This window comes from Maribrevibacterium harenarium, assembly GCF_006385675.1.
Classification (GTDB): domain Bacteria; phylum Pseudomonadota; class Gammaproteobacteria; order Pseudomonadales; family Marinomonadaceae; genus Marinomonas; species Marinomonas harenarium.
This window is the reverse complement of record NZ_VFRR01000003.1, coordinates 38473-61110: the sequence shown is the minus strand read 5'-3', so window position 1 is coordinate 61110 and position 22638 is coordinate 38473. Positions and strand designations below refer to the sequence as shown.

The window sequence follows — 22638 nt, the reverse complement described above, 5'->3', positions numbered from 1 at the left end:
GATAACTCCTAGTGGATCTGGTTCGGAACACTCAGGGTGAAAGGGGCGATGGGAGCATCAAACTCATCACCATTGTCGTCACGAAAACGATAGCTGCCTTGCATTACGCCCACTGGCGTCGCCAGAATCGTGCCGCTGGTGTAGTGGAAGGATTCCCCCGTTTGCAGATAGGGTGTTTCACCAATCACACCTTCCCCTTTGACCTCCTGAACCTGTTCTTCGCCATTGGTAATGATCCAATGACGTGACAGTAGTTGTGCTCCCATGGTGCCGCAGTTGGTAATGCTTATATGGTAAGCAAAAACATAGCGCTGTTCCGCTGGGACAGATTGACTCGGTATAAACTCCGTACGTACGGAGACAACAATATCGTGATCAAGCATCATGTATCGAATAACCCGTTTTTAATGGGAAACGCTTTGGCGGCGGCTGATGTAGTTGGCGATGGCGACAAAGTCCGCCACATCTAAACGCTCGGGACGCAAGCTTGGATCAATCGCAAGCTGTTCAAAGTCCTCGGCGGTTAGCACCCCTTTGTAATTATTGCGCAGTGTCTTACGACGTTGCTGGAAACCAATACGTACCGTGTCTTCTAGTGTTTTCAGATCATCAGCAACGACTGGGAGTTCCTGGTGTGGTGTCATGCGCACAATGGCTGAATCTACCTTTGGTGGCGGATCAAAGGATTCTGGGCCAACAATAAATAACGAATCCACGCGGCAGTAATATTGTGCCATGACGCTTAGGCGACCATATAAATTGTCACCGGGGCGAGCGGCTAAGCGATCAACCACTTCCTTTTGCAACATAAAGTGCATGTCGCTAATCACCTCGGCCTGACTCAACAAATGGAAAATCAGCGGTGTCGAGATGTTATAGGGCAGGTTACCAACAACCCGTATTGGACCGCTTTGCGCCAGCGCCGAGAAGTCAAACTTCATGGCATCTGCTTCATGAACGGTCAGCTCTGGGTAGCGGAACAGGTTAACTCGCAAGATTGGAATGAGGTCTCGATCCAGTTCGACTACGTCCATTTTCTTGGTAACGCTGATAATGCCTTCGGTTAGGGCACCTTTACCGGGGCCGATTTCCACAATATGTTGCCCTTCCTTTGGCGCGATACAGGCGACGATACGGCGGATAATACCGGCATCGTGTAAGAAGTTTTGTCCAAAGCGTTTACGGGCTTTATGTGGTTGATTTTTACTCATGAATTCATTTGCTTGCTGTTATTGGCCATATCAATGGCGTGTTGAATGGCAACGGTTAGGCTGCCCGAACTTGCTTTGCCGGTGCCGGCTAAGTCTAAGGCGGTGCCGTGATCGACCGATGTACGGATAATGGGCAATCCCAAGGTGATGTTTACCGCGTTACCAAAGCCAGAATACTTTAGCACAGGTAACCCCTGATCATGGTACATGGCGAGCACGCAGTCGGCGTTCTTAAGGTATTTGTCCGTAAATAAGGTATCCGCCGGTAATGGGCCAACTAAATCCAGACCTTGGCTGCGCAACTTTTCCAGCGTTGGGATGATGACATCAATTTCTTCACGACCTAAGTGGCCATCTTCACCGGCGTGGGGGTTAAGGCCGCAGACTAAAATACGTGGATGGGTAATGCCAAAACGCTGTTGCAGATCTTTATGTAAAGCCAGTGCGACGCGCTCGATAGTATCTGGCGTTATTGCGCCGGGGATATCTTTGAGTGGTAAGTGAGTAGTCACTAAGGCGACACGCATGGCTTCGCTGGCTAACATCATGACCACATGGGGGCTATCACACAGTTGCTGGAAAAACTCGGTATGACCAGAAAAGTGGGTGCCGGTTTCGCATAAAATCCCTTTATGTACTGGTGGGGTAACCACAGCGTCAAAGTGACCATTTAAACACCCACGTCCGGCGATACTCAAAGTAGACAGTACATAAGGGGCATTGGCCACATCAAGTTTGCCGGGGACACAATGGTCTGCCGTAGAAACCGGTAACACTTGCAGTACACCGGGTGTGTGTGGCTCAGCGAAATCGGGGGCTTCTAGCCATTTAACAGTGACGTTTTTCCCCAACAGCGCAGCACGGTCTTCTAACATATCAGGGTCGCCGATAATCACTGGACGTGCGGCCAATTCCCCTTGCAAGGCATCAATAATAATATCTGGGCCAATACCAGCGGGTTCCCCAGAGGTAATGGCGATGATAGGCAAAGTGCTCATAACTTACTGTTTCACATCTAAAAAGGCATCGGCGCGTAGCTCTGATAGCCAGTTATCGAGGACAAAATCACGCTTTTGAGCGATCAATGCTTGTTCTGCTTGGGAACGTTCCACCTGGTTGCTGATATCCTGTTGACGGCGACCATCGACCACCAAAATATGCCAACCAAATTGGGTACGGAATGGGGCAGCAATTTGCCCTACTTGGGTTTGTGCCATCACTTGCTCGAATTGCGGTACCATAGTGCCCGGTGCAACCCAGCCTAGATCCCCACCTTGTAGGGTAGAGCCTTGGTCTTCGCTGTAATCCCGCGCTAGTGTAGCGAAATCTTCCCCAGTGAGGGCGCGCTGGTAGATGGCTTGGATTTCGGTGCGAGTGGCGTTGTCATCTCGAACTTCATTTGGACGCAATAGAATGTGGCTGACTTTAGTTTGCGTTTGCAATGCCGCTTTATCGGTACGTTTTTCGCTGACCCATAGTAAGTGGAAGCCCGCATTACTTTGTAATGGACCAATTAACTTGCCGGTAGATTGTTGTAGCGCTTCGGTAAATAAACGGGGTAACTGATTCAAGGGGCGCCAGCCTAAGTCGCCACCTTGCAAAGCAAACTGGCCGTCAGAATTGGCAATGGCTTGATTAATAAAGTCTTGCTCGTTGTTGATCTTGCCCGCAATTTGCTGAATTTTAGCTTGAGCTGCTGTTGGGTTGGTGGCGCGAATCACAATATGACGCAGACGGTATTCGTCGTTGGCGCTGGCAAGTTGGCTAGTGGCCAGGTAATCGTCAATTTCCTGCTCGGTGATAGCAATACGCTGGCGCACCACCTGCTGTTTGGCTTTGTTAATCAGAATTTCCTGCTCAATCTGATCCCGATAGCGTGGATAGGCAATGCCTTGATTGGCAAGCATTTGTTGGAATCCGGTTAAGTCGGTGCCAAACTTATTTGCCATATTCATAATGGCGTTATCCACTTCGGCACGACTGATCTGAATACCTTGCTTGCGGGCATAATTAGCTTGCAGGGCTTCTTCAACCAGTTGGTTCAAAATCTGCCGTTCGATGTCTGCCGTTAAGGCACCGCCAGGAATTCGGTCACGAATCACCAAAAAGCGGGTTTGAATATCGCTTTCTAGGATGGGTTTGGCATCCACAATGGCGGCAATACCATCTAATTTTACTGGCGCCGACTGAACCGGTGACACGGATAATAAAAGAGCCAGCGTCGCTGTTGAGAGCCAAAGAGTTTTTTTCATTACTTAATATCCAACTTGTCCGTTGTTCCAGTAGTCATTGGCGATCGAGGTTTCGCTATTGGTTCGACCTACGCCACTTAGGCTACGTAAAATAAAATTTAAAAACAGCCCAGAATCATACTGACTGCTGTCGTTGAGCCAATACTGATAACTGAATGACATCTTTAAACAGCAATTTTCGAAACCAAAGCCAGTGACTTTCTTGGTTTCTTGCTCGGCTGTCCAATCGTAAGTTTGTTGATGGAACAGATGCCAGTTAGCGCTTAGTGGTACGATCGTGGCTAAATCAGACTGGCGGGTTACGCTGTCTGGATCTTCGTCAAACACATAGGAGAAGCCAAGGTTGACCACGACCCCGTTTTCTGGGGTGTATTTCATGGTTGTCTGGGCGAGATCCACCTGTTCAAGGTCTGCATCGTAGTTCACATTGGCGCTAAAACTGAATACATCGCTCTGGCGGTAGCTTGCCGAGGTCAAAATCGACGAGCGTGGATCATCGTCCACTACGTCTCCGGTATCTCCGGTTAAATCTACCCTACGGTCGTCTAGATAAAAAAGCTGCCCTGCTTTTAACGTCCAACGTTCCACATTATTGCCATCATAAAAACGGCTTTCGACGCCGATAGCGACTTGGCGGGTATCACCAACCCGGTCATTGCCGCTAAAACGCTGGTGAGCAAAGGCTTGGTTATAAGTCAGCGTGGTTTCGCTAGCATCGAAGTTCGGGATGTTTGATTGCTCTAAATACGGGGCATTTACATAGGTTAATTTGGGTTCTAAAGTCTGACGCCAAATGCTGTCCTGCAACAGAAAGCTGCGCTCGAACACAATACCGGTGTCCAGATAATAGGTCAGATGATCTACTTTTTCGTCGGAGCGACTATCGGTTTTGTAATCATTCAGCTGGTAATCGCGAAATTGGTGTAGTGCCCCGAGCTTCAACTCCCCCCAGGCATTACTAGCAACGACGCTGATATCTTGATTTAACACCCGGCGGCGTCCATCGATGGCGGTTTCGTCCGGGTCGTAAAACTCGGTTAACTGGGCGGTAGGTGCATAGTTTAAGAAGGTGTTGGCATAACGATAGGAAGCTTCAACTCGGGGTTTCCATTCCAGTGGTTGATCGAGCGTTTCATCCGGAGTGTAGTAGCGTTTTACCGTTGCTCGGGTACTGAAATTACCGAAGCTAGCGTCACCGTAAAAGCTACGTTCGTAATTATCTTTTTCACCCATGGAGGTGGTGTTCATGTCCGGCGTGATATTTGGCGTTGGGTTATCTTCCAGCAAGGTGCCAACCGTTATAGACGAATTCAGTTTTTGAGTAGACGTGAACTTACGTAGGGAGCCTTCTTCTTCCTGGGCATCGTAAAACGTTGATTGTTCAAATAGGCTGCTTCCGAACGGACTCAAATGGCGCACTTCCAAGTCAGCTCCGTAACCATTTAGAACAAACCCTGCGCCGGATTCATAGTTTTCGCGCCAGTGTGGGGTCAAGGTAGCGTCAAAGTTTGGCGCTAAGTTGAGGTAGTAGGGGGCCGAAACACTGATGCCCTCATCACTGTTGTAACTAAACGATGGGAATAAGAAACCGGATTGGCGGCGGTTATCGATCGGGAAACGCAGCCAAGGAAAGTAAAAGATGGGATTGCCGTCAATGCGCACTTGCACGTGTTTCGCGGTACCAAAACCAGAATTTGGATCTAGCTCAATACTGGAGCCATAAAGCTGCCAGTTGCTGCCACCGGGCTCACAGGTAGTGTAAAATCCTTCCTCGATAAAAATTACGCCATCGCTATGTTGCGCCAGCAGCTTGGCTTCCCCACGCAGTCCCGTTTGGTGGGCGAGGAATTGGGCATCTGTAAAGGTGGTCGGTTCTGTGCTATTCGCTTCGGCAACGTAGCCTTCTTGGCTGCGAATCAGTTGTCCCGGTCCTCGGACGCTGACATCGCCAGTAGCGCGATAGTATCGATCTGGCTGACCAACGATGGTTTGTGCTGCCAGTGTGGATTCCGGCTGGCGAATCTGTGCTGCGCCACTTAAGTGAACCTGACCACTGTTATCGCGGAAAATCAGATCCGCTTCTAATTCCGTGTGGTTCTGGCTGAGAGGTTGCCAAGCATCGATATAGGCACCACTACAGTATCGGTTCAGAGTGGCCTGTTGAGCAGGTTCAAGGGCTTCCCTAGGAACCCAGTCCCACTGGTTCGCCATTGCCGGTAACACGCAAAGACTATGAAATAACAGGATGTAATGGCGTAAATGCGATGGCATGCAAGGTATACTAAATCATTTGGGATGATGGTCCGCTCATGTGACAATGACTGACATGAGTCCGTTCGAGGGACAAATGATAATCTAAGCGCCCCACAGGGGCTACCGCTAGTGGAGAAATATCTAAATGTGGAAATGGTTAGGGTTGATCCTAGGGTCGCTGACACTTGGGATTATTGGCGGTCTTTTGGGCTTTTTTGTCGGTTTGTATTTTGATCAGCAGGCGAAACAAAGTTTTGGTCGCCGCACTAGCGCACCACGCCAACAGCAGCAACAGGTCTTCTTCCAAACCTTATTTCAATTAATGGGGCGGTTGGCGAAGTCCGATGGTCGTGTGAGTGAAGCAGAAATTCAACTGGCACAAGCCGTCATGCAACGTTTTCGTTTGGATCAAAGCGCGCAAGCACAGGCCCAAGCACTGTTTAATGAAGGTAAGAGCGAGTCGTTTGACGTGGATACGGCGTTGCGTCGTTTTTACGAGACCGTTGGCTCTGGGCTAATGACGCGTACCCTGATAGAAGTGCTGCTGTTGTCTGCCTATGCCGATGGGCATTTCAGTCTCGAAGAACGATCCTTAGTAGAACGTATTTGTATCGCCTTGAATGTGTCGGCGAGAGACTTTGCCTTATTACATGAACAGGTGAAGCGGGAAACCCATTTCCATCAGGGTTATCAATATGAGCAACAACATCACCAGCCCAATCAGGAAAAATCGTCTCCGGCGTTGCTTGATGCGGCTTACAAGCTGCTTGGGGTGAGTAGGGATGCCAGTGATGCGGAGGTGAAAAAAGCCTATCGTAAACTGATGAGTCAACATCACCCAGACAAACTGAACGCCCAAGGCTTGCCGGATGAAATGATCGAACTAGCGAAGGAACGTACTCAAGAAATTCAGTCGGCTTATGAAATGATCAAAAAATCCCGCAAATAAACCGCAAGGGCTCAATCATTCAACCACCGCCAGCTACTGAATGGTTGAGCTCTTGTAAAACAGTTGTTTATTAAATTCCGGCAGATCTTTGCGCTGTTTATCCTGAATCGTGTTTTGCTTCAAAAAGCCCCATACTCTCTGAGTTAAGCGTTTATCGCCGGTTGGATCAAAACGCCGGTCTGGCAATGCATCGATTTGGGTATAGGCTTCCGAACGATTAGGGCGTTTATTGGCTGCCGCTTGTCGATAGTCGGCGAAGCGTTGCGTTTGCGGCGACATATTAAAGTAATAATCCAGCACCGGTAGGCGCAGGCTTTCAATTTGTTGGCTCAGATCGAATTCAGATACTGGCTCAATCGTATTGATATCAATAAGCACCAATGCTTGACCCGCTAGCCCTTTGCTGGCGGCATACTTCAACATATAAGCCGCTCCAGAGCGATAGCCGAGATAAGCCGCCTGTTGATAGCCTTTGGAACGAATCAAATTCAAGCTGGCATCGATACGAGCAAAGACCATCTCTTCATGGGGGAGCGTGCTGCTATTGCCGTTTGCTGCGACGATTGGGTTGTTATCCGCCTGCGGTGTCTCTCGTCCGGGTAACACGGGGGCGGCTCGATCTTCAATGTCTGGTATTTCGATAGAGAGAGTACACCAGCTGTGTTGGGGAAGTTTACGTCGCAAGGGGGAAATCACTTGGGGCCAATCTGGATGACCATGATCCCCGTGAAGCATTAGGACACACCCTTGTGGGTCGCCGCTAGCGGATTCGTTGAACAAGCCTAAAAAGCTCTCCCCGTTGGCCTCGATGGTTTCAATTTCGTGGGCATAGTTCAGCCCCAGTCGTTCAACCAAGCCGGCAATACGGGTTTGCTGTGGCGTCGGCTGCACATGAGCCCCCCCAGTGCCATCTTCCGCGGCATAGGTGATTGAATTTAGTACGAGCGTCACGGTGGCGCTTACCAACAATTTCTTCATCGAATCCAATACTTATCCAAGTTGCCTTGCTAGAATACCGACCAACCATTGCCCTGTCACTGTCGGAGCCGAACATGAAAGACTTTTTGATTGCCCCTTCCATCTTGTCCGCGGATTTTGCACGTTTAGGTGCGGAAGTTGACCAAGTGTTAGCTGCCGGCGCGGATATCGTCCACTTTGATGTGATGGACAACCATTATGTGCCAAACCTCACCATTGGGCCAATGGTGTGTAAAGCATTGCGCAACTATGGCATCACGGCTGATATTGATGTTCACCTAATGGTGAAGCCAGTTGATCGTCTAATTGGGGATTTCATTGAAGCGGGGGCAAGCTACATTACCTTCCATCCGCAGGGTAGTGAGCATATTGACCGCTCTTTACAAATGATCCGTGATGGTGGTTGTAAGTCGGGTTTGGTATTTAACCCGGCAACTCCATTGGATGATCTGAAATACGTTATGGACAAGGTAGATATGATTTTGCTGATGTCGGTTAACCCTGGTTTCGGCGGACAGAAATTTATCCCTTCTACCCTAGATAAATTGCGTGAAGCACGTCGCTTGATCGACGAGAGCGGCTACGATATTCGTTTGGAAGTAGATGGTGGTATCAGCGAAAAGAACATTGCCGAAGTGGCCGCAGCTGGTGCGGATACGTTTGTTGCAGGTTCTGCCATCTTTGGTAAAGCAGACTACAAAGCGGTAATTGATGCTATGCGTCAGGAACTGGCAGGTGTGCGTTCATGAGAACGCCCACACATCTAAAGCGATTGTTTGATGGTTGGCCTGAGCTGGTTTGTTTCGACCTAGACGGTACCTTGGTCGATAGTGTGCCGGATATCGCCGCCGCTGTGGATGTGGCGCTGATTAGTCAAGGAGCTCAACCTGCCGGAGAAGACCGTGTGCGGGGTTGGGTGGGCTTTGGTTCAGCCAAGCTGATTGAGCAAGCGCTAGAGTGGGCGCAGTTAGATGCCAGTGTCACAGAGGAATGTTACCGGGCGTTTTTAACTGCCTATGATGCCAATCTGTCAGGTAAATCCACTCTATACCCAAACGTCGAGGCCATCCTTAAAGCCTTTAAGCATCAGGGAGTGCCCATGGCGTTGGTGACGAACAAGCCCAGCGTCTTTGTTAAACCGCTACTTGATCAATTCGGAATCACTGACTATTTCAGTTGGATTCTCGGTGGTGACACCTTAGAAGAGAAGAAGCCGTCCCCGCTGCCGTTGTTGCACTGCATGGAAGGCATCGAAGCTCAAGCCGATCAATGTTTGATGATAGGTGACTCCCAAACTGATCACAACGCTGCCCGTGCCGCGGGGTTTAAAAGTGCCCTAGTCACCTATGGCTATAACCATGGCATCGATCCTAAAACCCTTGAGCCTGACGTGTTAATGGATGATCTAGCTGAGTTACTGCTTTAGTGCGTTGTAGGCTTTTAGGTGTTTTAAAAAAAGCGCGATCTGATTAATGTTCGCGCTTTTTTTGATTTAAGCGTGTGCCTTGTTGGAATGCTTGATGGGCTGAAACGTCGGTTCCCCATTCTCGGCAATATGCACCGTAGTTGTAGGGAAGGCGACTTGTGCTCCACAGTCTTCGATAATGCCCATGATTTTGAGGAGAACGTCTTCTTTCACCCGGTGATACTCTGCCCAGTTCACGGTTTTGGTGAAGGTGTAGATAAAGAAATCCAGGGAAGATGGGCCGAATTGATTGAAGTTCACCATGATAAGTTCATTCGTATCAATATCGTCGTGGTTAGCGAGCATGGTGCGAACTCGGTGTAGGATCTCCTCCAATTTACGGAAGTCATCATAGCGTACACCAATGGTTTCATTGATGCGGCGGTGGGTCATGCGGGAAGGGTTCTCTACGGAAATAAGAGAGAAGGTGGAGTTAGGAACATAGAGGGGACGCTTATCAAATGTACGGATGCGGGTTTGACGCCAGCCGATGTTTTCCACCGTGCCCTCGATATCTTTATCTGGGGAACGAATCCAGTCACCTACCGCAAACGGGCGATCTAGATAAACCATAAGACCACCAAAGAAGTTGGCGAGTAGGTCTTTGGCGGCAAAGCCCACGGCAATACCACCGATCCCCCCGAAGGCCAGCACACCGGAAATGCTATAGCCGAGGTTTTGCATAATGACCAAGGCTGAGGTGATCAGTACTGCGGCACGGAGTAACTTGCTGACGGCGCTGGCGGTAGTCACGTCCACAGGTTTTGAAAACGATTCGGAAGAGGTTAGAGTGTCCTCTACGCCTTTGACCGCGCGCAGCAAAAACCATGTGAGAATTACCACCACACCCACCTGTCGAACTACACCAATGGCGGTGGTAATGGCTTCATCTAATTCGCTACCGGAAATTTCTGCCGCCACACTCAAGCCAACTAGCCAGATGAAGACACTAAGCGGTTTTTGGGCTGCTTGTAGTAGCATGTTGTCCCAAGGTGTGCGGGTTTTTGCCAGTTGGGCATCAAGCTTGTTTAAAGCGCGATTTACAAAGAAGTTTACCGTTAAGGTGCCAAGTACCACGATAAATACTCGGACAACCCAGTGCATTTGGGTATCACCCAAACCCAAGTAGACCTGCATGGTTTCCCAATTCATTCCACGTATTCCTATTCATCAGATCAAAGTAAAAGTAGGGTGCCGAGCCCTAAAAATGCCACGAAACCTGCAATATCAGTGACGGTGGTTAAAATCACCGATCCAGATAAAGCAGGGTCAATTTTCAGTTTGTCGAGGATAACCGGTATCAAGACGCCAGACAGGGCTGCCATCAGAATATTCACAATAATGGCTAACGCGATAACGACCCCCAGCATTGGACTTTGGAACCACCAGAGCACCACACCACCGATGATGACAGACCAAAACACCCCATTTAAGCCGCCTACTTTCATTTCCTTATTTAATAGGGAGCTTAAGTTGGCGCGGGTAATCTGCCCTAGTGCTAAGCCGCGCACGATCAAGGTGAGGGTTTGGCTGCCAGCGATACCGCCCATGGATGCCACGATTGGCATCAGTACTGCCAGTGCTACTACCTGTTCCAAGGTAGCCTCAAAGATAGAAATAAAGGCAGAGGCCAAAAATGCGGTAAGTAAGTTGATCCCGAGCCACATTCCCCGAGTAGCGGCACTGCGTTTTACTGGTGCAAATAGGTCAGACTCCTCATTCAAACCTGCGTTCGACATTTGTTGTGCTTCTAGCTCCAGCCGTGCAGCTTCTAAGGCCAAGCCACTATGAAAACGTCCCAATAGCAGATGGTTCTCGTCGATAACGGGTAGGGCTACGTATTCCTCCCGCTCTAAGGTTTCGGCTGCTTTGACCACATCGGTGGTGGCATCTAGGAAAGGGTAGTCTTCCGTCATTAAGGAGGAAACTGGCTCGTGACCATTGGCGTTAAGCAAAGCCTGTATACGCACACAGCCAACCCAGCGGCCAATACGATTCACAAGATAAATGACATCGGTATAGGGGGCATCGCTGCGTTTGAATAACTTAATCGCTTCGGCAACTCGAATGGTTTGGGAGGCAATCAGTAAATCGTGATCAACCCAGCGACCCACTTCGTCTTCATCATATACCGCGCCTTGTTGGTAGTAGGTACGCTGCTTGGTATCCATCTGCTTGAAGGCGAGATCAACCAAACGCTCCGGCAAGGAGTCGGCGATGTCGAGCAGATCTTCCGCATCCACGTCAGAAAATAGTGCTTCGATTTCGTCATCGTCCAGTTGCTTCAGAAGTAGCTGGCGGGACTCGCCGCGCATCTCTACCAGTACATCGAGCCGGTTAGCATGCTTAATTCGCTGCCATGCTTGATGACGCTCCGCGAGTGGCACCGACTCCAACGCCAGTGCCACATCATCCGGGTCCATGGTGGATAACGCCCGATCAATTTCCGCAGGCGTTTGCTCTTCTTCGATAAGTAAATTGATTAAATCGGCGACGGAATGGGACACAGCGTATTCCTTTTACAAATTCTTTAGCTGCTAGTGTGTATTAACTAACTTATTGAAGCAACGCCAATATTATCCCTTGCAGCTGTGACTGCTTGATGACGTTGCTGCGCAAATCCTCGTGGTAGGGCGTTCTATTCACTGGCCTTGTCAGGGGGTATAATCAACCGCTTTTATCATAGTGTTGTCCGGTCTCCTGATCGATTGACACGAGACGATGTTTTTGCCGAGGGGCTTACCAAGTATGTTGTTAATGCTGGATAATTTCGATTCCTTCACTTATAACCTTGTGCAGTACTTTCGTGAGCTAGGGCAGGAAGTCGTGGTGCAGCGCAACAATGCGATTACCCTTGCTGATATCGAAGCCATGGCGCCGGATTGTTTGGTGATTTCTCCTGGACCATGTACCCCTAACGAAGCGGGTATTTCCCTTGCGGCGATTGAACATTTTGCCGGTAAACTCCCCATATTGGGAATTTGCTTAGGTCATCAAAGTATTGCACAAGTCTTTGGCGGTAAGGTGATTCGTGCTAAAAACGTTATGCATGGCAAGACGTCGGCCATCTACCATCGGCAAACCTCGGTATTTAGTGACTTACCTATGCCGTTTCGGGCGACCCGTTATCATTCTTTAGTGGTGGAGCAAGACAGCTTGCCGGATTGCCTAGAGGTCACCGCATGGACTCAAAACGAAGCCGGTGAGTTAGATGAAATTATGGGGCTGCGCCACAAAACCCTGCCGATTGCTGGGGTGCAATTTCACCCCGAGTCGATTCTTACCGAGCATGGACATGCCTTACTAAACAACTTTTTGACTGCGAAGGAGTAAACATGGATATCCAACAGGCCATTGGTCGTGTCGTTGAACGTCAGGATCTTAATGCCGAGCAAATGACCAGCGTGATGACCGCGATTATGACCGGTGAAGCGACTCCAGCGCAGATTGGTGGTTTTTTGATTGGCTTACGTATGAAAGGGGAAACGGTGGAAGAAATTACTGCTGCCGCCCAAGTGATGCGTGGTTTGTCTGATAAAGTGAGTCTTAACGTCGATAATATTGTGGATACCTGTGGCACTGGCGGAGATGGTCAACATTTATTCAATGTGTCTACCGCATCAGCGTTTGTCGCGGCAGCAGCAGGAGCCAATGTCGCTAAACATGGGGGACGTTCGGTATCGTCTAAATCCGGTAGTGCGGATGTGCTAGAGCAAGCAGGAATATACCTTGGTCTAACTGCTGAGCAAGTCAGTCGCTGTGTGCAAGAGATTGGTGTAGGCTTTATGTTTGCCCCGAATCACCATGCAGCGATGAAATACGCGGTTGGCCCCCGTCGAGAAATGGCGACCCGTACTATTTTTAATTTGCTTGGTCCGTTAACAAACCCAGCCGGTGCAACCCGTCAAGTGATGGGAGTGTTCGCCAAGGAGTGGGTGCGTCCGATAGCGGAAGTACTTAAGCAACTTGGTAGTGAACATGTGCTAGTAGTTCACTCTGAGGACGGACTAGACGAAATTAGCTTGGCGGCACCAACCTTTGTGGCAGAGCTAAAAAATGGCGAGATTAGTGAATACAGTATTCAGCCAGAAGACTTCGGCATCGCCTCTCAGCCGCTTGCTAGTGTACAAGCATTGGATGCTGAGTCGAGTCTGGCGATGGTGAAACAAGCCCTAGAAGGAAAAGGGCAAGTGAATGGCCCCCGTGATATCGTTGCGTTAAACGCTGGTGCAGCGATTTACGTATCTGGCGTGGCGGACTCCTTAGCGGAAGGGGTTGCTATGGCGGAGGATGTTATTGGTGGGGGTGTTGCCAAAATCAAATTATCTGAGTTAGCCAGCTTTACCCGCTGCTTTAAGCCGCAAGACTAACGTCATCGAACAAGAAAAGAGAGCGAGACATGCAAGTCGATACACCGACCATCCTAAGAAAGATTGTAGAGCGCAAGTTTGAAGAAATTCAGGAGCGCCAGCAGCATACGCCGTACAGTAATCTAGAAATAGCGGCGGTGGCTGCCAATGCTCACAATGCGCCCCGCGGCTTTGCTCAGGCGTTGCGCCGTCATATCAATCAAGGTAAAGCGGCGGTGATCGCCGAGATCAAAAAAGCGTCTCCAAGCAAGGGCGTGTTGCGTGATCACTTTGTGCCAAAAGACATTGCCAAATCTTATGCCCGTGGCGGTGCTGCCTGTCTGTCGGTCTTGACCGACCATGACTTTTTCCAAGGTCATGAAGATTACTTAGTAGAAGCGCGTAATGCCTGTGAATTACCGGTCATTCGTAAAGACTTTATTGTCGATCCCTATCAAGTGATGGAAGCCCGTGCTATCGGTGCGGATTGTGTATTGCTGATTGCTGCCTGCTTGGAAGGTAAGACATTACGCTCCTTGGATAAACTGGCTCGTGACTTGGGCATGGATGTTTTAGTAGAAGTGCACAATCGTGCCGAGCTAGAGTTAGCCTTGGAATACACAGAAACGGAACTTTTGGGTATCAATAACCGTGACTTGCATACCTTCGAGCTGAGTTTGCAGCATACCTTTGAATTAATGAATGATGTGCCAAAAGATCGCCTTATTGTGACCGAAAGTGGTATTCATACCCGTGACGACGTGGCTGCCATGCGTGAAAATGACATTCATGCTTTCTTAGTCGGTGAAGCCTTTATGAAAGCGGATGATCCGGGCGAGAAACTGGCGCAGCTGTTTAAGTAACAAACCAACAGGCGGACATGGCTCCGCACGGAATGATCATGAAAGTAAATGTAAATTGGCAAGAAGACGTTCACTTTACTGCAGAGACGGGCTCCGGCTTCAAAGTAGAGATCGATGGTTCCCAACAACTTGGTCCGCGCCCAATGGAATTGATCCTCGCTGGCTTAGGTGGCTGTACCTCCTACGATGTAGTGGGGATTTTGAAAAAAGCACGACAAGATGTGGTGTCTTGCGTTGCCCATATTGATGCGGATCGTGCTGATACAGTTCCGGCTGTGTTCACCGAGATTCGAGTGCATTTTGTGGTGACGGGTCGTGGTCTGAAAGAAAGCCATGTAGCCCGTGCAGTGAAACTATCCGCGGAAGAATACTGCTCTGCATCTTTGATGCTTGAGCGCGGCGGAGTAAATATTGTCCACAGCTACGAGATCATTGAAGTGGCATAAACTTCATTCTGACTGCGGAATAGAATCCTCAGCCTCTATCGAGCTGGGGATTTTTTTTGCCTATTGATTGGGTTAGGTAATCAAAAGCCCCATTTCAGTGCAGCCAGCAAAATTTGGTATTTTTCACTATAATTTACCGGTTGGTGATTGTTTAGTTTGTAATGTCTTATAAATATAGTGAGATAAACTGCAATATTTAAATATAATAGATGAATACGCTTCTATTTAACTGATTGAGAGTACTATCCGCAAATGCACTATCGAGACACTTGGGTTGCTGTGAATCTAGATCGGATTCAAGCCAATGTCAGCCGAATCAAACAACATTCTGGCTACGAGCAATTATTTGCCGTGGTCAAGGCGAATGCTTATGGGCATGGTGATGTGGAAGTTGCTGGTGCTGCTCTAGAAGCTGGGGCTACTCATTTGTCCGTGGCATTTTTGGATGAGGCGCTGAAATTGCGGCGTGCTTTCTCTCAAGTGCCGATTTTGGTGATGGGGCCTGTGCGAGTCGAGGATTTGGAGCTGGTGGCGGAACAACAGATAGACGTTATCGCCCATGATCTTGCTTGGTTGCAAGCTGCTCAAGGCTACCGTGGTAAAAGTGTTCGGCTTCATTTAAAGATTGATTCCGGTATGCATCGCATCGGCCTACAAAGTGCCGATGAGTTTTCTCAAGCGTTAACACTTGTGGCACAAGTGCCTAGTTTGAAGTTGGTAGGGCTATTCACCCACTTTGCTACGGCAGACGGTAACGAAGCGTTTTATCAGCGCCAAGTTGAGCAGGTGACTGCCATCACCTCGGGGTTTGATTTAAGCCAACTTGAGTGTGTACACGAGTCGAACAGTGCCGCCCTGTTGCATCATACGAAACAGCCCCATACCAACGCTGGGCGTTTGGGGATTGCCATGTATGGGTTAGCACCGAGCACTACGTTACCGTTGCCATTTGCTTTAGAGCAGGCCTTTTCCTTACACAGCAAAGTGACCCAAGTGAAAACAGTGAAAGCGGGAGAGAGCGTCGGCTACGGTGCGACTTTTACCGCTGAAGAAGACGTGCGTATTGCCTCCATATCCATCGGCTATGCGGATGGTTGGTTGCGGTACCATCAAGGCCGACCAGTAGAGATCCTTGGCAAAACCTATCCGATAGTCGGTCGAGTATGTATGGATCAGCTGATGATTATGGTAGACAACAATGTCAAAGTGGGCGATCAAGTCAACTTGCTTAATGATGTGGTTACCGTCGATATGGCAGCCCAAGATCTGCGTACCATCAATTATGAAATAGTATGCTCAATTTCCGATCGTGTGCCACGATTCTATTATAAAGCAGGGCAAAAGGTTTCTGAGCGTAACGACCGATTCAACTGAATAATGACTGAGTGCTTTATCGCTCAGGATTTTGGGAGAAAGTAATGACTATCGAGAAAACTATGTCGCCATACGCGATTCGTCAGGCAATTCGCCACGGCGATTTTACCGGCAACACCTCTGGTATGGCGCAGGGCTTTGTGCAGTGTAATTTGGCGATTCTGCCGGCGGATTGGGCGGGCGATTTTCTACAATTTTGTCAAATGAATCCCAAACCGTGCCCGATTGTTGGTATGTCCGCCAAGCCTGGGGATTTCCAGCTACAAGCACTCGGGCAAGATATTGATATTCGCACCGATATACCGAAATACCGGGTGTTTAAAGATGGTCAATACGTGGAAGAAGTCACTGATATCAGCGCCCAGTGGCGGGATGATTTCGTGGTATTTGCCTTGGGTTGCTCATTCTCCTTTGAAGAAGCGCTTATTGCTGACGGTCTAGAAGTGCGCAATATCACCGAGAAGGTCAACGTGCCTATGTATCGCACCAACCTAGCCTGTCAAACGGCTGGGCGCTTCAGTGGGTCTATGGTGGTTTCCATGCGTCCAATGAAGCCAGCGGATGCCATTCGAGCGATTCAGATTTGTAGTCGCTTCCCATCGGTTCATGGTGCGCCGGTACATTTTGGTAGCCCTGAGCAGATCGGCATTCGCGATATCCATTCCCCGGATTACGGTGACGCTGTCACGATTAAAGAGGGTGAGGTGCCAGTATTTTGGGCCTGTGGCGTGACACCTCAGGTAGCACTAGAGCAAGCTAAGCCTCCGGTGTGTATCACCCATAGCCCGGGACATATGCTGATTACCGACTTACCAAACAGCCGTTTGGCTGTGCTGTAATCCAATTAATCTGGATGGGAGAATCAAGTATGGCAATTCAACTTAATTGTGATCTTGGGGAAAGCTTCGGAGCCTGGAAAATGGGCATGGACGCGGCGGTGATGCCGTTCATTGATCAGGCTAATATTGCCTGTGGTTTCCATGCCGGTGACCCCTTAGTGATGCGTAAAACCTTACAGCTTGCTAAAGAGCACGGTGTTACCGTCGGTGCCCATCCTGCTTACCCCGATTTAGTTGGCTTTGGTCGGCGTTCTATGGCGTGCCAGCCAGCGGAAATTATTGCCATGGTGCAGTACCAAGTAGCGGCCATTGACGGTATGGCGAAGTCTCTGGGGATGGAACTAGCCTATGTAAAACCCCACGGTGCTATGTACAACGATATGATGGCGAAAACGGAAGTGCGCCTTGCCATTATGGAAGCGATTGCTACCTATCACCGCCCGTTAGCTCTGATGTTGCAAGCAACGCCAGAGAGTGCAGCGCACCGCCAGGAAGCGGCTGATAAAGGTATTGGTGTGATGTTCGAAGCCTTTGCTGATCGTTGCTACGATGATGATGGTAAATTGCTATCACGTACTAAGCCCGGTGCCGTGCATACTCGCGAAAAAATGCTTGCTCAAGTTGCGCAAATTTGTCGTGAGGGTACGGTTACCACGGTTAGTGGGCATACGCTCAGTTTAGATGTGGATACACTGTGTGTGCACGGGGATAACGACGAGGGTATTGCTGCGATTGCTGAAATTCGTCAGGTTGTGAAGTCATGAGATTGTCCATTGCTGGTGAAAACGCCCTAATCTGGTATTTGGGCGAACATGGTGAAGTGGGCGTGGCAAATCGGGTAGAACAGGCCTCCCATCTGCTAAAGCAAGAACTTGGTGATGTTTTAGTGGATCTGGTGCCATCTTATGCTTCGATCCTGATCATTTTTGATCTGTTCAAAACCGACTATTACCACATTCGTCGTGCTGTAAAAGCCATCGATAGCCGTTTGGTTGATGGGGAAAGTGGAGTAGGTCGAGTGGTTACTTTGCCGGTGTATTACGGCACCGAAGTGGGAGCGGATTTGGTAGCGTTAGCCTCCCGAGCGGGGCTGACCATTGATCAAGTCATAGACATTCATCAGCAGGGAGAGTACCGCGTTTATGCCATTGGCTTTGCTCCTGGCTTTGCCTATCTAGGTGATGTGGATCCTCGTATCGCGACTCCACGGCTAGCGACCCCACGGCAAAAAGTCCCTCGCGGCGCGGTAGGCATTGCCGATCGGCAAACGGCTATCTATCCATCGGTTTCCCCAGGCGGCTGGAATCTGATTGGGCGTTGCCCGCAACGTATGTTCAACCCAGAACAAGAGCCAACCATGCCGGTGCAAGTGGGGGATCGCGTTAAATTTCGTGCTATCGACAAAGACGAATATCTGTCATTAGGAGGGGAGCTAGACCATGACTGATCGTATCGGATTTTTCGTCAAGAAGCCCGGTTTAATGACGCTGATTCAAGACGCTGGCCGCTTTGGTAAACACGGTATTGGTCTGACCTGTGGAGGCCCCTTGGATACGCTAGCCTTTTATTGGGCGAACCGTCTGTTGGGGAATCACAATAACGCAACACTACTGGAAATTAGCTTCGGCGGTTTAACTTTAACGGTAAACGCCACTAGCCAAATTGCATTGACTGGTGCTACCGCACCGCTGTCGATTAATGGTAAAGCCGTTTCTATGTGGCGCAGCCACAATGTCAAACCGGGGGATGAAATTGCGGTGGGCTTTGCCAGTGAGGGTTGTCGTAGCTATTTGGCGGTAGCGGGTGGTTTTGCTATCGAGCCAAGTTTTGGTAGTAGTGCTACTGTGGTGCGAGAAAACATCGGTGGCCTTAATGGCGGCAAGCTAGAGGTGGGGGATTTCCTACCGTGCGTCAATCACCCCCACAGTCAAAATCATCTGCTGCCGGAGTTGTATCGGCCACACTACGGTCGCCATGTGCAGCTACGTGTGGTGTTGGGCTATCAGCAGTCTGCGTTTAGTCGAGTGCAATTGGCGCACTTTTTCTCTGGTGAATACCAAACCACCGACCGCAGTGATCGCATGGGTTACCGCCTGTCTGGCCCAGAAATCAAGCCGTCTATTGATGGCATTTTATCGGAAGGTATTTGTCATGGGGCGATTCAAGTTCCAGCGGATGGTCAGCCGATCGTACTACTCAATGACCGCCAAACCATCGGTGGCTATCCGAAACTCGGTTCTGTCATGCAACTAGACACCGGCAAGCTTGCTCAGCTTACTCCCGGTGGCACCGTGACCTTTGAAGAAGTCAGTATTGAAGATGCCCATCGCATCAACCTATTGGCACGCCAGCAGTTGGCAGCCATTCAACTAACTCCTGTTGATAGTGAGTAACCCCAAATGAGTAATGCTGAAGCCTTGATTCAACTACAAGGTGCCATGGCACTAAGTAATGCTATTGAACTGGAGTTGGTAGCCCGTAACCCTCGGGGGATGCAGATTGTGCGTCGCAGTCTGTTGCCGGGCTACTGTCTGCGTGCTGCCATGATGATGCACGAATGCCAAGGCACCGTGCTTATTGGCACGGGTTTTCCCGTCGCAGGCACCTTTGAAACGGACGGCCCAGTGGGGGCAATTTCCTTATATCGTGGCCTAGAGGCAGCAGGCAAGCACCCGATCATTGTATGTGGAGATCCGCTAGCCAGCGCGCTAAAAAAAGACTTTCGCGTTCACAAGCTGCCTCTAGGCGAACTGGATCGCCAAGCTCGTTTAGAGACCGCACGACAAATTTTGGAACAGTATCAACCTAGATTGGTTATTTCCATCGAGCGCCCCGGTCAAGCGGAAGATTTTGGTTACTACAACATGCGCGGTGAATCCATTACCCCATTCGCGGCGAGTTTTGACGAGATCATGCAAGAGGCGGGTTGCCCCACCTTGGCTATTGGTGATGGCGGCAACGAAATCGGAATGGGGAATGTGCGTCCCGCCCTGAGGGATCTCAACATAACTCCAGCATTAACCCGCTGTAGTGAGCTTATTGTGGCGGATGTGTCCAACTGGGGTGGTCATGCCTTAGTGGCATTGCATGGCTGGTTGATTGGTAAAGACCTATTGGCAAACTTCGACAATGTGGCGGTGCTGGAGTACCTCTCCAAGCTCGGTAGTGTTGATGGCGTTACCCGAGAAAATACTCTGACAGAGGATAGCCTAGCGGCGGAGGAAGGCGTGGCAATGATCGCTACCTTGCGTCGCTTAACGGGCTTTGTGGCTGGTTGATATTGGCCCGATCGAGAGACAAGACAAATTGCCCGTTTCGGGCTCACTAGATGGAGTGAATAATATGACAACTGTATACCTAAATGGCGAATACTTGCCCATGTCGGAAGCCAAAATCTCTCCGATGGACCGTGGCTTCCTGTTTGGCGATGGTATTTATGAAGTAATCCCGTCCTACGATGGCAAGCTGGTTGGCTTTGGCCCCCATATTGACCGTATGAAAGAGGGTTTAGGTTTTATTGAAATTGGCCTAAATCATAGCCATGAGCAGTGGCGCGAAATCTGTGAAGGGCTTATTGAGAAAAACGGCGGCGGCAACCTAGGAATTTATCTTCACGTTTCTCGTGGTGCAGACAGCAAGCGCTTCCACGCTTATCCAAATGATGTGGCCCCTACGGTATTCGGCTTCGCCTTTGAAATTCCCCCTGCACCAGTTGCCGACAAAGCTAAGGCAAAAGGTTACAAAGTGTCTTCAACCGAAGACCTACGTTGGAAACGCTGCAATATTAAATCCACCGCGTTACTCGGTAACGTGATGCACTTCCAGCAAGGTTACGCTGCCGGCAACAACGAAATCATCCTTTACAATGCTGAAGGCGAGATGACCGAAGGTAGTGCTTGCAACGCATACATCGTGAAAGATGGCGTGGTAATTACGCCACCTTTGGATAATCAAATTTTGCCAGGCATCACCCGTTTGATGCTACTCGATATCCTGCGTAAAGATGGCTCTATTCCAGTAGAAGAGCGCACTGTCACTATGGATGAAGTACGCAATGCTGACGAGATCTGGCTAACCAGCTCTAGCAAAGAAATCGCCCCAGTGATTGCTCTCGATGGTAATCCAGTAGGAAATGGTGAAATTGGCGATGTGTGGCAAAAAGCCCAAGCTCTTTACTCTGCTGGAAAATTTAACTACTAAGTTTGCCAAATTCATAGCTACTTAACCAAAACGCCCAGCTTATGTTGGGCGTTTTTATAAGTGGCGTCTCCACAATATCCGTCTTACAGTTTTAAAGCGCCTATGGATAGCTCGCATTTATTTGGAATTGATATAAAATAAAAAACGTACCATTTATGATACAGGTCGCTATGGAAAGCAAAACTAGGAAAAAGATATCAGCTTATTTTTATCGGTCGGTCTCTGGCAACGAGCCTCTGCGTGATTGGCTGTTGTCGTTGCCCAAAGAAGATAGAAGTGTCATTGGACAGGGTATTAAGTTAGTCGAGTATGGTTGGCCAATCGGAATGCCCGTTTGTCGATCTATGGGGGATGGCCTGTGGGAGGTCAGAACCACTTTATCCGGTGGGCGTATTGCTCGGGTTATATTCTGTTTTCATGACGATCGGCTGGTATTACTTCATGGCTTTATCAAGAAAAGCCAAAAAACGCCTAAGCCAGATTTAGAGTTAGGCAAGAAACGCCAACGGGAGGTAGAGCATGGCTAACAGTCATATCGGTTCATCGTTTGATGACTTTTTAGAAGAAACGGGCGTATTGGCTGAGACCAATGCGGTAGCGATTAAGCGCGTGATAGCTTGGGAAATTCAGCAAAAGCTCGAACAAGAGCATTTGTCTAAAACCAAAATGGCTCAGATGATGAACACCAGTCGTGCCGCTCTTGATCGACTACTAGACCCTAACAATACATCAATTACGCTTCATACGCTGGATAACGCGGCTAAGGCATTGGGTAAGACGCTGCGACTGGAATTGATATAGTGATCTTGTGGCGTCCCCACCAGGACTCGAACCTGGAATGGCCGCTTAGGAGGCAGCAGGTATATCCCGTTTACCTATGAGGACGCAACTAGACATATTATAACGGTGCAGGCTGTCTTGTGCTACACGGTGTAGGTATGTTTTTGATTTGTATGGGGAAAAGTTGAAGTCAGAAATCAGGCACGACCAAGGGTGTGCTTGCTACTAACAGGTTTGGTGCCGCCGGAAGGGGTGTAAATGCGATTCTTGCGACTATGCCCCTGCATCATTTCCAGCATGGTTTGAGTGCGACGTTGTACTGTACCGAGAATCAGCATGTTCGTGTTGTTGTCTTTTTTGCAAACTTCTAGCAATTCATCGCATTCTTTGATCAGTGCTTTGACGTCATCAAGATTGTCTTGTTGTGCTAGCCAAGCCTTAAATTTAGCGTCTGAAGGTTTCTTTGCGTCGAGAATGCCAAACTTCACCAGCATTTTAATGCGTTTAGCATTCAGCTTATCGATGTTGTCGAGAATCTCTTTTTTGCGGCCGGCAGTATCTAGAACTTGCTGGGGGGAGGCTTGGGCAAGTTCTAGGCGTTCTTTGGTGAGGAGCTCAGCAAGTCTGCTCAGCTCATCGCGGATATCTTGGAAGATTGGCGCAAGAGGGATCATGGATT

At 49.3% G+C, this 22638-nt stretch carries 25 protein-coding genes and 1 tRNA gene; 16 read left to right on the top strand and 10 right to left on the bottom strand.

The window, feature by feature from the left end:
• Window positions 1-8: 8 nt before the first annotated feature.
• The 5 genes from apaG to FJM67_RS02545 are packed head-to-tail and all read right to left on the bottom strand — an operon-like array spanning window position 9 to window position 5734.
• Window positions 9-383, bottom strand: coding sequence for a Co2+/Mg2+ efflux protein ApaG (apaG, locus tag FJM67_RS02565; protein ID WP_140587216.1), 375 nt, complete (start codon window positions 381-383; stop codon window positions 9-11).
• A 21-nt stretch (window positions 384-404) separates the two neighbouring features.
• Complete coding sequence (rsmA, locus tag FJM67_RS02560) at window positions 405-1211, bottom strand: 16S rRNA (adenine(1518)-N(6)/adenine(1519)-N(6))-dimethyltransferase RsmA (protein ID WP_140587126.1); 807 nt, start codon at window positions 1209-1211, stop codon at window positions 405-407.
• Complete coding sequence (pdxA, locus tag FJM67_RS02555; protein ID WP_140587125.1) at window positions 1208-2209, bottom strand: 4-hydroxythreonine-4-phosphate dehydrogenase PdxA; 1002 nt, start codon at window positions 2207-2209, stop codon at window positions 1208-1210. The genes rsmA and pdxA overlap by 4 nt, the downstream gene beginning before the upstream one ends.
• 3 nt (window positions 2210-2212) lie before the next feature.
• Window positions 2213-3463, bottom strand: a complete 1251-nt coding sequence (locus FJM67_RS02550; protein WP_140587124.1) for a peptidylprolyl isomerase — start codon at window positions 3461-3463, stop codon at window positions 2213-2215.
• A gap of 3 nt (window positions 3464-3466) precedes the next feature.
• Entirely contained in the window at window positions 3467-5734 is a 2268-nt protein-coding gene (locus FJM67_RS02545; protein WP_140587123.1) for an LPS-assembly protein LptD, read from the bottom strand.
• A gap of 127 nt (window positions 5735-5861) precedes the next feature.
• Between FJM67_RS02545 and djlA the strand changes: the two genes are divergently transcribed.
• Window positions 5862-6665 carry a co-chaperone DjlA gene (gene djlA, locus FJM67_RS02540; protein WP_140587122.1) on the top strand — a complete coding sequence of 268 codons (804 nt, stop codon included), beginning with the start codon at window positions 5862-5864 and terminating at the stop codon, window positions 6663-6665.
• A 33-nt stretch (window positions 6666-6698) separates the two neighbouring features.
• Here the strand turns inward: djlA and FJM67_RS02535 are convergent, their stop codons facing one another.
• Window positions 6699-7643 (bottom strand): DUF3530 family protein, encoded by a 945-nt coding sequence (locus FJM67_RS02535; RefSeq protein ID WP_140587121.1) that lies wholly within the window; start codon window positions 7641-7643, stop codon window positions 6699-6701.
• Window positions 7644-7717: 74 nt separating this feature from the next.
• Here FJM67_RS02535 and rpe point away from each other — a divergent pair, with 74 nt between their 5' ends.
• The gene (gene rpe, locus FJM67_RS02530; protein ID WP_140587120.1) at window positions 7718-8392 is read left to right on the top strand and encodes a ribulose-phosphate 3-epimerase; all 675 of its coding nucleotides are present in this window, start codon (window positions 7718-7720) and stop codon (window positions 8390-8392) included.
• Complete coding sequence (locus FJM67_RS02525; RefSeq protein ID WP_140587119.1) at window positions 8389-9069, top strand: phosphoglycolate phosphatase; 681 nt, start codon at window positions 8389-8391, stop codon at window positions 9067-9069. Before rpe ends, FJM67_RS02525 begins: the two co-directional genes overlap by 4 nt.
• Before the next feature lie 66 nt (window positions 9070-9135).
• Here FJM67_RS02525 and FJM67_RS02520 read toward each other — a convergent pair whose 3' ends face one another.
• Together FJM67_RS02520 and FJM67_RS02515 are read right to left on the bottom strand one after the other, a co-directional pair.
• Window positions 9136-10260 carry a mechanosensitive ion channel family protein gene (locus FJM67_RS02520; protein WP_140587118.1) on the bottom strand — a complete coding sequence of 375 codons (1125 nt, stop codon included), beginning with the start codon at window positions 10258-10260 and terminating at the stop codon, window positions 9136-9138.
• A 23-nt stretch (window positions 10261-10283) separates the two neighbouring features.
• Entirely contained in the window at window positions 10284-11615 is a 1332-nt protein-coding gene (locus FJM67_RS02515; protein WP_235889969.1) for a magnesium transporter, read from the bottom strand.
• Window positions 11616-11856: 241 nt separating this feature from the next.
• On the opposite strand from FJM67_RS02515, the gene FJM67_RS02510 reads away from it, so the two are divergent.
• The 13 genes from FJM67_RS02510 to FJM67_RS02450 all read left to right on the top strand — a co-directional run bounded on the left by FJM67_RS02510 (window position 11857) and on the right by FJM67_RS02450 (window position 21980).
• Window positions 11857-12441, top strand: coding sequence for an anthranilate synthase component II (locus FJM67_RS02510; protein ID WP_140587117.1), 585 nt, complete (start codon window positions 11857-11859; stop codon window positions 12439-12441).
• A gap of 2 nt (window positions 12442-12443) precedes the next feature.
• Complete coding sequence (gene trpD / locus FJM67_RS02505; protein ID WP_140587116.1) at window positions 12444-13478, top strand: anthranilate phosphoribosyltransferase; 1035 nt, start codon at window positions 12444-12446, stop codon at window positions 13476-13478.
• Window positions 13479-13507: 29 nt separating this feature from the next.
• Window positions 13508-14320 (top strand): indole-3-glycerol phosphate synthase TrpC, encoded by an 813-nt coding sequence (gene trpC, locus FJM67_RS02500; protein WP_140587115.1) that lies wholly within the window; start codon window positions 13508-13510, stop codon window positions 14318-14320.
• A 38-nt stretch (window positions 14321-14358) separates the two neighbouring features.
• The gene (locus FJM67_RS02495) at window positions 14359-14766 is read left to right on the top strand and encodes an OsmC family protein (RefSeq protein WP_140587114.1); all 408 of its coding nucleotides are present in this window, start codon (window positions 14359-14361) and stop codon (window positions 14764-14766) included.
• Window positions 14767-15018: 252 nt separating this feature from the next.
• Window positions 15019-16140 (top strand): alanine racemase, encoded by a 1122-nt coding sequence (gene alr, locus FJM67_RS02490; RefSeq protein ID WP_140587113.1) that lies wholly within the window; start codon window positions 15019-15021, stop codon window positions 16138-16140.
• 44 nt (window positions 16141-16184) lie between these two features.
• Window positions 16185-16979, top strand: coding sequence for a putative hydro-lyase (locus FJM67_RS02485; protein WP_140587112.1), 795 nt, complete (start codon window positions 16185-16187; stop codon window positions 16977-16979).
• 29 nt (window positions 16980-17008) lie between these two features.
• Window positions 17009-17743: a 5-oxoprolinase subunit PxpA gene (locus FJM67_RS02480; RefSeq protein WP_140587111.1), complete on the top strand. Its 735-nt coding sequence runs from the start codon at window positions 17009-17011 to the stop codon at window positions 17741-17743.
• Window positions 17740-18426: a 5-oxoprolinase subunit PxpB gene (gene pxpB / locus FJM67_RS02475; RefSeq protein ID WP_140587110.1), complete on the top strand. Its 687-nt coding sequence runs from the start codon at window positions 17740-17742 to the stop codon at window positions 18424-18426. Before FJM67_RS02480 ends, pxpB begins: the two co-directional genes overlap by 4 nt.
• Window positions 18419-19372 (top strand): 5-oxoprolinase subunit C family protein, encoded by a 954-nt coding sequence (locus tag FJM67_RS02470; protein WP_140587109.1) that lies wholly within the window; start codon window positions 18419-18421, stop codon window positions 19370-19372. The genes pxpB and FJM67_RS02470 overlap by 8 nt, the downstream gene beginning before the upstream one ends.
• 6 nt (window positions 19373-19378) lie before the next feature.
• A complete protein-coding gene (locus tag FJM67_RS02465; RefSeq protein ID WP_140587108.1) occupies window positions 19379-20257 on the top strand; it encodes a DUF4392 domain-containing protein in 879 nt (292 codons plus the stop codon).
• 64 nt (window positions 20258-20321) lie between these two features.
• Complete coding sequence (locus FJM67_RS02460) at window positions 20322-21179, top strand: D-amino acid aminotransferase (RefSeq protein WP_140587107.1); 858 nt, start codon at window positions 20322-20324, stop codon at window positions 21177-21179.
• Window positions 21180-21349: 170 nt separating this feature from the next.
• Window positions 21350-21706, top strand: a complete 357-nt coding sequence (locus FJM67_RS02455) for a type II toxin-antitoxin system RelE/ParE family toxin (protein ID WP_140587106.1) — start codon at window positions 21350-21352, stop codon at window positions 21704-21706.
• Window positions 21699-21980 (top strand): XRE family transcriptional regulator, encoded by a 282-nt coding sequence (locus FJM67_RS02450; protein WP_140587105.1) that lies wholly within the window; start codon window positions 21699-21701, stop codon window positions 21978-21980. The genes FJM67_RS02455 and FJM67_RS02450 overlap by 8 nt, the downstream gene beginning before the upstream one ends.
• An 8-nt stretch (window positions 21981-21988) precedes the next feature.
• Here the strand turns inward: FJM67_RS02450 and FJM67_RS02445 are convergent.
• Both FJM67_RS02445 and FJM67_RS02440 read right to left on the bottom strand, forming a co-directional pair.
• A tRNA-Arg gene (locus FJM67_RS02445) sits at window positions 21989-22064 on the bottom strand.
• 92 nt (window positions 22065-22156) lie between these two features.
• On the bottom strand, window positions 22157-22633 hold the full coding sequence (locus FJM67_RS02440; RefSeq protein ID WP_140587104.1) for a flagella synthesis protein FlgN: 477 nt from the start codon (window positions 22631-22633) through the stop codon (window positions 22157-22159).
• Window positions 22634-22638: the final 5 nt, after the last annotated feature.

What these genes read in the sequence shown, in the direction of transcription:
- FJM67_RS02520 (WP_140587118.1), bottom strand. Translation starts at nt 10,260, where the DNA reads ATGAATTGGGAAACCATGCAGGTCTACTTGGGTTTGGGTGATACCCAA.
- FJM67_RS02535 (WP_140587121.1), bottom strand. Translation starts at nt 7,643, where the DNA reads ATGAAGAAATTGTTGGTAAGCGCCACCGTGACGCTCGTACTAAATTCA.
- pxpB (WP_140587110.1), top strand. Translation starts at nt 17,740, where the DNA reads ATGAGATTGTCCATTGCTGGTGAAAACGCCCTAATCTGGTATTTGGGC.
- trpC (WP_140587115.1), top strand. Translation starts at nt 13,508, where the DNA reads ATGCAAGTCGATACACCGACCATCCTAAGAAAGATTGTAGAGCGCAAG.
- trpD (WP_140587116.1), top strand. Translation starts at nt 12,444, where the DNA reads ATGGATATCCAACAGGCCATTGGTCGTGTCGTTGAACGTCAGGATCTT.
- pdxA (WP_140587125.1), bottom strand. Translation starts at nt 2,209, where the DNA reads ATGAGCACTTTGCCTATCATCGCCATTACCTCTGGGGAACCCGCTGGT.
- alr (WP_140587113.1), top strand. Translation starts at nt 15,019, where the DNA reads ATGCACTATCGAGACACTTGGGTTGCTGTGAATCTAGATCGGATTCAA.
- FJM67_RS02450 (WP_140587105.1), top strand. Translation starts at nt 21,699, where the DNA reads ATGGCTAACAGTCATATCGGTTCATCGTTTGATGACTTTTTAGAAGAA.
- rsmA (WP_140587126.1), bottom strand. Translation starts at nt 1,211, where the DNA reads ATGAGTAAAAATCAACCACATAAAGCCCGTAAACGCTTTGGACAAAAC.
- FJM67_RS02470 (WP_140587109.1), top strand. Translation starts at nt 18,419, where the DNA reads ATGACTGATCGTATCGGATTTTTCGTCAAGAAGCCCGGTTTAATGACG.
- FJM67_RS02455 (WP_140587106.1), top strand. Translation starts at nt 21,350, where the DNA reads ATGGAAAGCAAAACTAGGAAAAAGATATCAGCTTATTTTTATCGGTCG.
- FJM67_RS02510 (WP_140587117.1), top strand. Translation starts at nt 11,857, where the DNA reads ATGTTGTTAATGCTGGATAATTTCGATTCCTTCACTTATAACCTTGTG.
- djlA (WP_140587122.1), top strand. Translation starts at nt 5,862, where the DNA reads ATGTGGAAATGGTTAGGGTTGATCCTAGGGTCGCTGACACTTGGGATT.
- rpe (WP_140587120.1), top strand. Translation starts at nt 7,718, where the DNA reads ATGAAAGACTTTTTGATTGCCCCTTCCATCTTGTCCGCGGATTTTGCA.
- FJM67_RS02480 (WP_140587111.1), top strand. Translation starts at nt 17,009, where the DNA reads ATGGCAATTCAACTTAATTGTGATCTTGGGGAAAGCTTCGGAGCCTGG.
- apaG (WP_140587216.1), bottom strand. Translation starts at nt 383, where the DNA reads ATGCTTGATCACGATATTGTTGTCTCCGTACGTACGGAGTTTATACCG.
- FJM67_RS02465 (WP_140587108.1), top strand. Translation starts at nt 19,379, where the DNA reads ATGAGTAATGCTGAAGCCTTGATTCAACTACAAGGTGCCATGGCACTA.
- FJM67_RS02495 (WP_140587114.1), top strand. Translation starts at nt 14,359, where the DNA reads ATGAAAGTAAATGTAAATTGGCAAGAAGACGTTCACTTTACTGCAGAG.
- FJM67_RS02460 (WP_140587107.1), top strand. Translation starts at nt 20,322, where the DNA reads ATGACAACTGTATACCTAAATGGCGAATACTTGCCCATGTCGGAAGCC.
- FJM67_RS02485 (WP_140587112.1), top strand. Translation starts at nt 16,185, where the DNA reads ATGACTATCGAGAAAACTATGTCGCCATACGCGATTCGTCAGGCAATT.
- FJM67_RS02545 (WP_140587123.1), bottom strand. Translation starts at nt 5,734, where the DNA reads ATGCCATCGCATTTACGCCATTACATCCTGTTATTTCATAGTCTTTGC.
- FJM67_RS02440 (WP_140587104.1), bottom strand. Translation starts at nt 22,633, where the DNA reads ATGATCCCTCTTGCGCCAATCTTCCAAGATATCCGCGATGAGCTGAGC.
- FJM67_RS02525 (WP_140587119.1), top strand. Translation starts at nt 8,389, where the DNA reads ATGAGAACGCCCACACATCTAAAGCGATTGTTTGATGGTTGGCCTGAG.
- FJM67_RS02550 (WP_140587124.1), bottom strand. Translation starts at nt 3,463, where the DNA reads ATGAAAAAAACTCTTTGGCTCTCAACAGCGACGCTGGCTCTTTTATTA.